The following is a 12012-nucleotide window of genomic DNA, read 5'->3' on the forward strand; positions in this document are numbered from 1 at the left end:
ACAACCGTGACGGTGCTGCTCCGCGCCGCGAGGGCGGGTACAACCGTGACGGTGGCGCCCCGCGCCGCGAGGGCGGGTACAACCGTGACGGTGCTGCTCCGCGCCGCGAGGGCGGGTACAACCGTGATGGTGCTGCTCCGCGCCGCGAGGGCGGGTACAACCGTGACGGTGCTGCTCCGCGCCGCGAGGGCGGGTACAACCGTGACGGTGGCGCCCCGCGCCGCGAGGGCGGGTACAACCGTGACGGTGCTGCTCCGCGCCGCGAGGGCGGGTACAACCGTGACGGTGGCGCCCCGCGCCGCGAGGGCGGGTACAACCGTGACGGTGGCGCCCCGCGCCGCGAGGGCGGGTACAACCGTGACGGTGGCGCCCCGCGCCGCGAAGGCGGCTACAACCGCGACGGCGGCGATCGTGAGCGCAGCAACCGTTCGTACCCGCAGCGCGGGGGAGCGGGTCGCGAGCGCTCCGCCGTCGCCGATGTCGATCGTCCCCGCCACAACGACCCCATCGTTCCCGACGATGTCACGGCACGCGACCTGCATCCGTCTGCTCGCAATGAGCTGAAGACGCTGAGCAAGGAGAACGCCGAGCGCGTCGCCCGCCACCTGGCGATGGCGTCCCGCCTGATCGACGAAGACCCGCAGCTCGCGCACGAGCATGCTCTCGCCGCCTCTCGCAGCGCCGGACGCATCGCGATCGTGCGTGAGACGTTGGGCATCACCGCTTACGCGACGGAGGACTTCGCCCTCGCTCTTCGCGAGCTGCGCACGTATCGCCGCATCTCGGGCAACGACGACCAGATCGCGCTCATGGTCGACAGCGAGCGGGGCATCGGTCGGCCTGACCGCGCCCTCGAGACCGGTCGCGCCGTCGACAAGTCCACGCTCAGCACACCGGTGCGTGTCGCTCTCGCGATTGCCATGTCCGGTGCCCGGCTCGACCAGGGCGACCTTGAGCTCGCACTCGGCGAACTCGAGATCCCCGAACTCGACCCTGATCGCGCCTTCGAGTGGAGCCCGGCTCTGTTCTCGGCTCGTGCCGCCGTGCTCGAGGACCTCGGTCGCGCCGACGAAGCCGAGTTCTGGGAGAAGCGCGCGGAGGTCGCTGCCGAAGCTCTGGGCATCGATGAGGCCGGCGACGAGGAGATCTTCGTCGAGGACGGTCTGATCGAGGATGACGAGTTCTCGGGCGACGAGGAACGCGGCGATGCGGGTGAGGCGGCATCTGTCGATGACGACGGTGACGACGACGAGCAGGACGACGCCGAAGAGCCCGCCGGCTCGGACGACGACGCCGAAGAGCCCGCCGACTCCGAAGGCGAGCCCGTCGAGGACACGGCTGAAGAGGCAGAGCCGTCCGTCGAAGACGAGGTGCGCGAGCTTCTCGGCGAAGATGAGGACGGCACCGCGGACGACTCCGACCAGAGCGCCTGATGGGGCTCTTCTCGAAGAAGTCCGCGTCGAGGACTCCGCTCGAAGGCATCGACACCGTGCTCGCCGACCTCGACGGCGTCGTGTATGCGGGCCCCGGCGCGCTGCCCTATGCGGTCGAGAGCCTGAATCAGGCAGCGGAGAACGCACGCCTCGGTTACATCACCAACAACGCGTCCCGTACCGACGCCTCGGTCGCCGAACATCTCACGGGCCTGGGTCTCACGGTGGCGGCATCCGATGTGGTGACCAGCCCTCAGGCTGCCATGCGCCTTCTCAGCGAGATGGTCCCGGCCCCGGCGACCATCCTGGTCGTCGGTGGTGACGGCCTGATCGACGAACTGCAGAAGGCCGGTTACACGCCCACACGCAGCGCGGAGGACTCCCCGGCCGCCGTGGTCCAGGGGTTCGCTCCGGAAGTCGCCTGGACGGATCTCGCAGAAGCCGCCTTCGCTCTGAAGGTTCCCGAGGACGAGGGCGGCATCCCGTGGATCGCCACCAACACCGACTGGACGATTCCGCGCGAACGCGGTGTCGCACCAGGCAACGGAACGCTCGTCTCTGCCGTGCACACGGCGATCGGCCGTCTGGCGACCGTCGCAGGCAAGCCCGAGGTGCCGATCTTCGAAGAGGCCAAGGCGCGCTTCGATGCCAAGAACACGCTGTTCATCGGCGACCGTCTCGACACCGACATCCTCGGCGCTGTGCGGGCGGGCATCGATTCCGCTCTGGTCCTTACGGGTATCGACCGGCCCAAGCACGTCCTGGCCGCCCCCGAGGGCTCCCGGCCGACCTACATCCTCAGCGATCTGCGCGAACTGCACCAGCCCTATCCCTCGGTGACGCAGAAAGATGACGTGCACTGGGTCAACCAGGCGGGCGTTCGAGTCGCCGGCGGTGACGTCGAGATCGTCGCCGAGGGGGACTCGCAGATCGATCTGCTCCGCGCGGGCGCCTCGGCGATCTGGGCCTCCGGCACGCCGGTGTTCGTGCTCCGGGTCCCGGAACGCCTGTACGACGATCCTTTCCACAGACCCTGACGTGGCGACGGTGCACCGTCGGTCGCCCCGCGTACAGTAGGAAGCGTGAGCGATGAGACGACGACTGCGCCGACCGATGGCCTGTGGAGCCGCCTGCGCCTGATCGAGGGACAGCCCCTCACTGATCGGGCCGCGGCCTACTCGGCTCTGCACGACGACCTCTCCCGGCGCCTCGAGAGCGGCGTCAAGCTCGAGCACCGCGAGGCCCCGGCATCACGATGACGCGCCTCGACGCCGCCCTCGCCGCGCGAGGTCTCGCGCGCTCGCGCTCTCACGCAGCGACCCTGATCGCCGACGGACTGGTCAGCGTCGACGGGCGTCCCGTCGTCAAGGCGTCCGCGCCGGTCGACGAGGGCGCGGAGATCACTGTCGCGGGCGCCGACCACTACGTCGGACGCGCGGCGCACAAGCTCATCGCCGCCCTCGACGGATTCGGCATCCCGGTGCAGGATCGGCTCGCGCTGGACATGGGCGCATCCACCGGCGGGTTCACGCAGGTGCTGCGTGAACGGGGCGCGCGACGCGTGCTGGCGGTCGACGTCGGCCATGGCCAGCTGGCAGCATCCGTGGCCGCCGACCCGGGCGTGGTCCTCGTCGAGGGCTACAACGTGCGGCATATGACTTCGGAGAACCTCGCGGCCGCCACCGGAGAAGGCGTGGCGCCCGACCTCGTGGTCGGCGACCTCTCCTTCATCTCCCTCGAACTCGTCCTGCCCGCGGTCGCGGGCGTCGCCGCACCTGACGCCGACATCGTTCTCCTCGTGAAGCCGCAGTTCGAGGTCGGACGCACCGCTGTGCGCGGTGGACTGGTCACCGACCCCGCCACGAGAGCGGATGCCGTCGCCCGCACGGTCTGGAGCGCCTGGGACGACGGTCTCGGCATGCTCGGCATCCTGCCGTCGCCGATCCTCGGCACGCACGGCAACACCGAGTACCTCGTGCATCTCGCGCCCGGCCGCGGCAGCGATCCGTCAGAATGGTCAGACCGTATCAACGCACTGGCAGGGAGCCGATGAACGAGCGCAACATCCTGGTGGTGGCGCACGCCGGCCGCGCGGATACAGTCGACGCGGCGCGTCGCGTGGTCGACGCGTTGCGAGAGGCGGGAGCCCGTCCCGTGCTCGCGGCAGACGACCGTGCGGAGCTTGCCGCCGTCGACCCGATGTTCGCGGATGTCGATGTGCTGGGAGAGACGGTGGACCAGTCCGAGCTCGAACTCGCGATCGTCCTCGGTGGCGACGGCACGATCCTTCGGGCAGCAGAGCTGGTGCGGGGCTGCGAAGCCCCCGTCCTCGGCATCAACATGGGACATGTCGGCTTTCTCGCCGAGATCGATCGCGACGACATGGATGCCGCGGTCCGCCGTGTCATCGAGCGCGACTACGACGTCGAGGAGCGCCTGGCTCTGTCGGTGCGCGTCAAGGACAGCAGCGGTGCAGTTATCTTCGAGACGTGGGCGCTCAACGAGGCGACAGTCGAGAAGGCGAGCCGTGAGCGGATGATCGAGGTGGTCCTCGAGATCGACGGCCTGCCGTTGTCGAGCTTCGGCTGCGACGGCATGGTGGTCTCGACGCCGACCGGGTCGACCGCGTACAACTTCTCCGCGGGCGGACCGGTGATCTGGCCGAGCGTCGAGGCGATCGCCGTCGTGCCGCTGTCGGCACACGCGCTGTTCGCCAAGCCGCTGGTGGTGAGTCCTGACGCCGCCGTGGCGATCGAGATGCTCGAAGGCACATCGGGCGCGGGCATCCTGTGGTGCGACGGCCGCCGATCGCACGATCTGCCGCCGGGCGCCCGTGTCGTCGTGCGTCGTTCGTCGCGGCCGGTACGGCTCGCCCGCCTGCATCAGGCGGAGTTCACCAACCGGCTGGTGCGCAAGTTCCAGCTCCCCGTCGCGGGGTGGCGGGGTCAGAGTGCGGGAGCGCAGTCATGATCGAAGAGATGCGGATGCAGGGCCTCGGCGTGATCGCCGATGCCGTGCTGCCGCTCGGCCCGGGTTTCACTGCGATCACTGGTGAGACCGGCGCAGGCAAGACGATGGTGGTCACAGGGCTCGGCCTGCTGCTTGGGCAGCGGGCCGACTCGGGCGCCGTGCGAGCGGGCGCGGGTCAGGCTTCGGTCGCCGGTGTCTGGATCGTGCCCGAGCAGGGCACGGTGGCGGACATCGTGACGGATGCCGGCGGCGAGCTCGAGCCCGCCGGCGGAGGTGCGGCCGAGCTCTACGTGTCGCGCACGCTCAGCGCCGAGGGGCGCAGCCGCGCGAGCGTGGGCGGCCGAGCAGCCCCTGCGGGAGTGCTGTCGGCTCTCGCTGAAGAACTCGTCGTCGTCCACGGGCAGTCCGAGCAGCTGCGGCTGAAGTCGTCGACGGCGCAGCGCGACGCGCTCGACCGCTTCGGCGGTGCGCCGATCGCGAGCGCCCTCGCCGCCTACGGCGAGTCGTTCACGCGCTGGCGCGCTCTCGACGCTGAGATCACCGACATCACGCAGAACCGCGACCGACGATCCGAGGAGGCCACGCGACTGCGCGAGGCGCTGGCGCTCATCGAGGCGACCGCCCCCGAGCCGAGGGAAGACGAAGAGCTCACAGCACGTGCCGAGCGGCTCGCCAACGCCGAAGAGCTCAGGCTCGCGGCATCCGTCGCCCACGGCGCACTGTCGAATGAAGACGGCGAGCCCGACGTCTCGGCGCTGCTCGGCGAAGCCCGGCGCGTTCTGGAACGCGCGTCCGATTCCGCCCTCACCGAGATCGCCCAGGCTCTGGCCGATGTCGGCTACCGAGTCGCCGACATCGCGGGCCAGCTCTCCGCCTATCTCGCCGACCTCGACGAATCGGGCCCGCACGAGCTCGCTGCTGTCGAGGAGCGGCGTGCCGCCTTGGGCGTGCTGAGCCGTGCTCACGGCTCGCTCGATCAGGCTCTCGAACTCTGGCAGACCGGCTCTCTCCGGCTCGCGGAACTCGACGACGACGACGACAGGCTCGGCCGCCTCGAAGCTGAACGTGATGAGGCCCGCGCCGAGCTCGACGCACACGCTGCCTCTCTGACGGCCGCTCGAGCCGACGCCGCAGCCCGCCTCGGCGCCGCGGTGACGGAGGAACTGCGCGATCTGGCGATGCCGGATGCTCGTCTCGAGGTCTCGGTGACTCCTGGCGCTGAGAGCACCCACGGTCGCGATGACGTGGCCATCCTGTTGGCCCCCCACCCGGGGGCGGAGCCCCGTCCCGTCGGGAAGGGCGCCTCGGGCGGTGAGCTGTCGCGCGTCATGCTCGCGATCGAGGTCGTCATCGCGGGAACCGATCCCGTGCCGACGTTCGTGTTCGACGAGGTCGACGCGGGCATCGGCGGCGCCGCAGCGATCGAAGTCGGCCGACGACTCGCCCGGCTCGCCGAGAACTCTCAGGTCATCGCCGTGACCCACCTCGCACAGGTGGCGGCCTTCGCCGGCAACCACCTCTCGGTCGTCAAGGCCAATGACGGCGCGGTCACAGCCTCGAGCGTGCGACGCTTGGAGGGGTCGGAGCGCGAGGCCGAGATGGCACGACTGCTGTCCGGCCTGGCCGATTCCGACGCCGCACTCACCCACGCCCGAGAACTTCTCAGCCTCGGCGCCCCCACCTCCTGATAGGATCGAAGCCCGTGATGAACTCTTCTTCTGCGGGGCCCAAGAACGACACGACCAGGCACATCTTCGTGACAGGTGGTGTCGTTTCGTCTTTGGGCAAGGGGCTCACCGCCGCAAGCCTCGGCAACCTCCTCACCGCCCGCGGACTCCGCGTCGTGATGCAGAAGCTCGACCCGTATCTGAACGTCGATCCGGGCACGATGAACCCGTTCCAGCATGGCGAGGTGTTCGTCACCGACGACGGCGCCGAGACCGACCTCGACATCGGGCACTACGAGCGCTTCCTCGACATCAACCTGTCGCAGGCCGCCAACGTGACCACCGGCCAGATCTACTCGCAGGTGATCGCCCGCGAGCGGCGCGGCGAGTACCTCGGCGACACGGTGCAGGTCATCCCGCACATCACCGACGAGATCAAGCGCCGCATGCGCCTGCAGGCCGACGAGACGCCCAAGCCCGACGTCATCATCACCGAGGTCGGCGGAACGGTCGGCGACATCGAGTCGCAGCCGTTCCTCGAGGCGGCCCGTCAGCTTCGTCACGAGCTCGGCCGCGACAGCGTGTTCTTCGTGCACGTCTCGCTCGTGCCCTTCATGGGCGCCTCCGGCGAGCAGAAGACCAAGCCGACCCAGCACTCGGTCGCGGCACTCCGCCAGCTCGGCATCCAGCCCGACGCCCTGGTGCTGCGCAGCGATCGCCCGGTGAGCGAGAGCAACCGCAACAAGATCGCGCTGATGTGCGACGTGGATGTCGAAGGCGTGATCAACACGGTCGACCTGCCGAGCATCTACGACATCCCGTCCACGCTGAACGACCAGGGACTCGACTCGTACATCGTCCGTCGCCTCGGCCTCGCCGAGAAGGCCGTCGACGTCGACTGGACCCGCTGGAACCGGGTGCTGCACGCGGTGCACAACCCGAAGCACGAGGTCACGATCGGTCTCGTCGGCAAGTACATCGATCTGCCCGACGCGTACCTGTCGGTGACCGAGGCCATCAAGGCCGGCGGCTTCGCGCAGGAGACCAAGGTCAACATCCGCTGGATCCCCTCCGACCTGTGCGAGACGCCAGAAGGCGCCAAGGAGCAGCTGGCTCAGCTCGACGGCATCTGCATCCCCGGCGGCTTCGGCATCCGCGGCATCGAGGGCAAGCTCGGTGCGCTGAAGTTCGCGCGCGAGCAGGGCATCCCGACGCTGGGCCTGTGCCTCGGCCTCCAGTGCATGGTCATCGAGTACGCGCGCGACGTCGCGGGCATCGCGGGCGCCTCGTCGACCGAGTTCGATCCCGAGACCACTGAGCCGGTCATCGCGACCATGGCCGAGCAGGTCGAGATCCTCGACGGCGGAGACCTCGGGGGCACCATGCGCCTCGGTCTCTACCAGGCCGCTCTCGCCGAGGGATCCCTCGCGCGTGAACTGTACGGAACTCCCGAAGCGTCCGAGCGCCACCGCCACCGTTACGAGGTCAACAACGCCTACCGTGCGCGTCTCTCGGACGCGGGGCTGGTCTTCTCGGGTCTGAACCCCGAGCTCGATCTCGTCGAGTACGTCGAGCTTCCGCGCGACGTGCACCCGTATTACATCGCCACTCAGGCGCATCCCGAGCTGCGCTCGCGCCCGACCGACCCGCACCCGCTGTTCCGCGGCCTCGTGGGCGCGGCCATCGAGCGGCACCGCGCCAGCGAGCTGTTCAGCGAAGATGACTGAGCTGCGCGACGAGCCGTTCGCGCCCGAGGTGCTGAAGAGCGATCTCGTGTTCCAAGGGCGCGTGTGGGATGTGGTCTCCGACCGCGTCTCCTACGGCGACGGTGAGATGGTGCGGCAGTACGTCAAACACACGGGCGCCGTCGCGATCGTCGCGATCGACGATCAGGACCGTGTCCTGCTGATCCAGCAGTACCGGCATCCGATCCGTCATCGCGACTGGGAGCTTCCTGCCGGTCTGCTCGACGTCGCGGGGGAGGAGCCCCTTCTCGCCGCGCAGCGCGAGCTCGCCGAGGAGGCCGACCTGGTGGCCGCGCACTGGGAGCAGCTGATCTCGTCATGGACCACTCCTGGCGGCAACGACGAACTGATCCAGATCTTCCTGGCGACGGGCGTCGAGCAGGCCGCAGCCGTGCACGACCGCGAGGACGAGGAGGCCGACATCCGTCTCGAATGGGTGCCGCTGGCGGATGCCGTCGACGCTGTGCTCGCAGGGCGGATGCGCAACGGCATCCTCGCGATCGGTGTGCTCGCAGCCGCACGGCGCCGCGCGAAGGAGTAGCGGTGCAGCTCGAGCGTGCGCTCGACGCCTACCTGCGTCATGTCACGATCGAGCGTGGTCTCAGTGCGCACACGATCTCGGCGTATCGGCACGATCTCGGCGGCTACGTCGAGTGGCTGGCGATGACCGGTGTCGAGGACACGTCGGAGATCACTCCTGCCGTCATCGGTCGGTTCATCGCGGAGCGTTCCTCGGCGAGCCCTCCGCCGGCGGCGACCAGCCTCGCCCGGCTGCAGTCGTCGGTGCGCGGCTGGCACCGCTTCCTGACCCGCGAGGGCATCGAGCAGGACGATCCCACCGGCCGGCTCCGCCCGCCCAAGGCGCCCCGGCGGCTGCCGAAGGCCCTGACAATCGATCAGGTCGAGCGCCTGCTCACCGCCCCGTCGGCTGAGGACCCGATCGGCATCCGCGACAGAGCGCTGCTCGAGCTGCTGTATGCGAGCGGTGCCCGCGTCTCGGAGGCGATCGGTCTCGACGTCGACGACCTCGCGCACGGCGATGTTCTGCGGCTGCGAGGCAAGGGGTCGAAGGAGCGCATCGTGCCGATCGGCTCGTATGCCAGAGCTGCGGTCGACGCCTACCTGACGCGAGTGCGCCCCGGGCTCGCTGCGAAAGGACGGGCATCGGCGCGACTGTTCCTCGGTGCCCGCGGCGCTCCTCTGTCGAGACAGAGCGCCTGGCTGGTGATCCGAGCCGCCGCGGAGAAAGCGCAGATCACCGCCGAGATCTCGCCCCACACCCTGCGACACTCGTTCGCGACCCATCTGCTGCAGGGCGGTGCCGACGTGCGCGTGGTGCAGGAGCTTCTCGGCCATGCCTCAGTCGCGACCACGCAGATCTACACGCACGTGTCCGTGGACACCCTGCGGGACATCTACGCGACGTCTCATCCTCGCGCTGTATGAAAATGTCCCCCATTCGGGGGACGCGCGGGTTCGCAAAAGTCATTTATGCTTTCTCGGTATGCACCCCGGTCCTCTCGACTGGGCCGACGAAGGAGTAACGACATGCGTTCCACCGGTCCTCTTGCGGTTCTCGCCGCATCTGCGCTGGCGCTCACCCTTGCCGGATGCTCTGCGGGCACAGGCGGTGAACTGACCTACGAGGATTCACCCCTCAGCAAGTACCTGAGCTCCGCGTACGGCGGCGACCTGTCTCCGGAGGAACAGCAGAAGCAGTTCGAAGAGCAGCAGCGCAAGCAGGAGGACCTCATGGCCGAATGCATGGCCAAGGAGGGCTTCGAGTACAAGCCGAACGTGCAGAACGGCGGGATGGTCGTCGCCAGCGACGACGACGAGATCAAGTGGGAGCCTGACAAGAAGGAATGGGTCGAGAAGTACGGGTACGGCATCGTGAACAACCCGTACAACGCCGAGGGGGCGAGTACCCCGGGGGAGGAGTACGTCGACCCGAACCAGGAGTACCTCGATTCGCTGTCGGAGTCGGAGCGCACCGCGTTCTACGAGACGGCGTACGGGGTGCCGCCCGAAGAGGACGAGGTGAGCGAGGACGGCAGCTACGAGTACAACTGGGAGGACTCCGGATGCCAGGGCTGGGCGCAGCACGAGCTCCAGGGCGATGACCCCTGGCAGTCGGACGAGTTCGCCGAGCTCCGCGAGAAGATGAGCGAGCTCTGGAGCACGACGCAGGATGCGCCGGAGTACAAGAAGCTCAACACGAAGTGGGCCGATTGCATGGCCGACGGCGGAGAACCCGGCTTCACGGCGCAGATGGACGCGCAGCAGTCGATCTCCGACGCCCAGAACAAGCTCTACGAGAGCGCGTACGGTGACGGCACGACCGAGGTCGATCCTGAGACCGTCGAGGATCCCAACAAGAGCCCCGAGATGAAGGAGCTCGGCGAGAAGGAGATCGCTCTCGCGCTCGTCGATCTCGGATGCCGGGAGAAGACGAACTACATGGAGGAGTCTCTGAAGATCCAGTTCGCGCTGGAGGAGAAGTTCATCAAGGACAACAAGGCCGACCTCGAGGCGTTCAAGGCCGCTGCCGAGCAGAGCAACTGACGCATGAAGGACGACGAGACTCCCACCACTGAACTGCCCGACGACTTCTCGGAGATCATCGCCGGCGATGGCACGGCTCCGGACGACGCGGTTTCGGCCGATCCCGTCGTCGCCGACACAGACGTCGACATGTCGCGTGTCAGCGGCTGGCGCCGTATTCTCCGCGGCAATCGCACGCTGTGGATCGTTGCGCTGTGCGCGGTGGTCAGCCTGGTCGCCGGACTCCTCGTGGGACGGTTCCTGATCGCGCCCGCCGAGGCATCGGAAGCTCCCGACCCCGGGCTCGTGACGGTGCCGGTGGAGTTCGGCTCGCTCAGCAACGATGTGACTCTCCGAGCCGATGTCGGCTACGCCGATGCCGTCGACGTGACGATCGACACGACCAGCGGCGGAAGCGTCGTCACGGGCTCCGTCCCCGAGGTGGGAGCGACCCTGAACCCGCTGTCGATCGCTCTCGAAGTGGTCGGCCGACCGGTCATCGTGCTCCCGGGCGAACTGCCTGCGTACCGCACTCTCCGCTTCGGGGTGTCGGGGCCGGACGTCGTGCAGCTCAAGCAGGCGCTCGTCAGCGTCGGAATCGACGCGGGCGACGTCGCCTCGAACCTGTTCGATCAGGCGACCGCGAACGCGGTCGGACAGCTGTACGCCCAGGCGGGGTACCCGGCACCTGCGCCGGAAGAGGGCGCCGACGAGACCGTGCGCAGTGCGGAGCAGGGCGTGCGCGACGCGCAGAGCAGCGTCACGCAGGCGCAGCAGGCGCTCACCGCGGCCGGCGCCGGTCCGACGAAGCTGGAGAGCTGGCAGGCCGACGTCAAGGTCGCGCAGGCCGAGCAGGCGCTCGCTGAAGCGAAGGCGTGCACGCCGGGTGGGGAGTCACCGTGCCCCAGCATCCAGCAGGCCGAGTGGGATGTGCAGACCGCGAAGCTCGAACGCGACCAGCTCTGGTCGGCCAAGAACACCGGCCCGGAGAAGGCGGCGCTCGACTCCGCTCGATCGCAGGTCGATGCGGCGAACAAGGCGCTCGAGAGCGCCCGTCAGTCCGTGCTGCCGTACCTGCCCGCGGGCGAGGTGCTGTTCCTCACCGAGTTGCCCCGCCGTGTCGACGCCGTGAACGTGAAGCGCGGCTCGACGATTCAGGGATCGGTCATGACGGTCTCCGGCGCCGCAGTGCGGCTCACGGGCGCGGCAGCCGAGGCGGACGCGCGGCTGCTGAAGGTCGGGGCCGAGGCCACGTTCGAACTGCCCGACGGCACGCAGCAGCGCGCCGTGATCTCCGAGCTCAAGCCGGGCAAGGACAACAAGGCACGATGGGACGTGCTCTTCGAGCCCGACCCGCTCACGCCGGAGCAGATCACGCAACTGCAGGGCAACAACGTCCGCGTGCAGATCGCGGTCGGGGCCACGGAGGGCGATGTCCTGTCCGTGCCGCTCGCCGCGCTCACCGCAGGGCCTGGAGGGGAGTCCCGCGTCGAGATCGTCGAATCCGATCCGCGTGAAGGGAAGGATGCCAAGACCCGCACGGTCGTCGTGAAGACGGGACTCGCGGCCAAGGGCGCCGTGGAGGTGACCGCGGTCGACGGAGATCTCGAAGAGGGCGACCTCGTGGTGGTGGGACGGTGACCGCCGCGCAGG

10 protein-coding genes and 1 pseudogene are annotated in these 12012 nt (G+C 68.8%); all 11 read left to right on the forward strand.

Annotation, left to right across the window (positions count from 1 at the left end; genetic code table 11):
* A pseudogene (locus tag ACI3KT_RS11685) lies at positions 1–1433 on the forward strand (hypothetical protein); the annotation flags it as partial.
* Positions 1433–2470 carry an HAD-IIA family hydrolase gene (locus ACI3KT_RS11690; protein WP_404904392.1) on the forward strand — a complete coding sequence of 346 codons (1038 nt, stop codon included), beginning with the start codon at positions 1433–1435 and terminating at the stop codon, positions 2468–2470. The pseudogene ACI3KT_RS11685 and the gene ACI3KT_RS11690, both read left to right, overlap by 1 nt.
* A 45-nt stretch (positions 2471–2515) precedes the next feature.
* Positions 2516–2692, forward strand: a complete 177-nt coding sequence (locus tag ACI3KT_RS11695; protein WP_292908011.1) for a hypothetical protein — start codon at positions 2516–2518, stop codon at positions 2690–2692.
* A complete protein-coding gene (locus tag ACI3KT_RS11700; protein ID WP_307297915.1) occupies positions 2689–3486 on the forward strand; it encodes a TlyA family RNA methyltransferase in 798 nt (265 codons plus the stop codon). Before ACI3KT_RS11695 ends, ACI3KT_RS11700 begins: the two co-directional genes overlap by 4 nt.
* Entirely contained in the window at positions 3483–4403 is a 921-nt protein-coding gene (locus ACI3KT_RS11705) for an NAD kinase (protein WP_404904394.1), read from the forward strand. Before ACI3KT_RS11700 ends, ACI3KT_RS11705 begins: the two co-directional genes overlap by 4 nt.
* Complete coding sequence (gene recN / locus ACI3KT_RS11710; RefSeq protein ID WP_404904396.1) at positions 4400–6091, forward strand: DNA repair protein RecN; 1692 nt, start codon at positions 4400–4402, stop codon at positions 6089–6091. The genes ACI3KT_RS11705 and recN overlap by 4 nt, the downstream gene beginning before the upstream one ends.
* A gap of 17 nt (positions 6092–6108) precedes the next feature.
* Entirely contained in the window at positions 6109–7797 is a 1689-nt protein-coding gene (locus ACI3KT_RS11715) for a CTP synthase (RefSeq protein WP_404904397.1), read from the forward strand.
* Entirely contained in the window at positions 7790–8356 is a 567-nt protein-coding gene (locus ACI3KT_RS11720; RefSeq protein WP_404904399.1) for an NUDIX domain-containing protein, read from the forward strand. Before ACI3KT_RS11715 ends, ACI3KT_RS11720 begins: the two co-directional genes overlap by 8 nt.
* A 2-nt stretch (positions 8357–8358) precedes the next feature.
* Positions 8359–9261 (forward strand): site-specific tyrosine recombinase XerD, encoded by a 903-nt coding sequence (gene xerD / locus ACI3KT_RS11725; protein WP_307297911.1) that lies wholly within the window; start codon positions 8359–8361, stop codon positions 9259–9261.
* Positions 9262–9363: 102 nt separating this feature from the next.
* Positions 9364–10380: a hypothetical protein gene (locus tag ACI3KT_RS11730; RefSeq protein ID WP_404904400.1), complete on the forward strand. Its 1017-nt coding sequence runs from the start codon at positions 9364–9366 to the stop codon at positions 10378–10380.
* 3 nt (positions 10381–10383) lie between these two features.
* Positions 10384–12000, forward strand: a complete 1617-nt coding sequence (locus ACI3KT_RS11735) for a hypothetical protein (RefSeq protein WP_404904402.1) — start codon at positions 10384–10386, stop codon at positions 11998–12000.
* Positions 12001–12012: the final 12 nt, after the last annotated feature.

This window comes from Microbacterium sp. ZW T6_19 (assembly GCF_044987465.1).
In the GTDB taxonomy this organism is placed as follows: Bacteria; Actinomycetota; Actinomycetes; order Actinomycetales; family Microbacteriaceae; genus Microbacterium; species Microbacterium natoriense_A.

Coding starts and splice junctions, on each gene's coding strand:
- ACI3KT_RS11690 (WP_404904392.1), top strand. CDS start 1,433: ATGGGGCTCTTCTCGAAGAAGTCCGCGTCGAGGACTCCGCTCGAAGGC.
- ACI3KT_RS11700 (WP_307297915.1), top strand. CDS start 2,689: ATGACGCGCCTCGACGCCGCCCTCGCCGCGCGAGGTCTCGCGCGCTCG.
- ACI3KT_RS11705 (WP_404904394.1), top strand. CDS start 3,483: ATGAACGAGCGCAACATCCTGGTGGTGGCGCACGCCGGCCGCGCGGAT.
- recN (WP_404904396.1), top strand. CDS start 4,400: ATGATCGAAGAGATGCGGATGCAGGGCCTCGGCGTGATCGCCGATGCC.
- ACI3KT_RS11715 (WP_404904397.1), top strand. CDS start 6,109: ATGAACTCTTCTTCTGCGGGGCCCAAGAACGACACGACCAGGCACATC.
- ACI3KT_RS11720 (WP_404904399.1), top strand. CDS start 7,790: ATGACTGAGCTGCGCGACGAGCCGTTCGCGCCCGAGGTGCTGAAGAGC.
- ACI3KT_RS11730 (WP_404904400.1), top strand. CDS start 9,364: ATGCGTTCCACCGGTCCTCTTGCGGTTCTCGCCGCATCTGCGCTGGCG.
- ACI3KT_RS11735 (WP_404904402.1), top strand. CDS start 10,384: ATGAAGGACGACGAGACTCCCACCACTGAACTGCCCGACGACTTCTCG.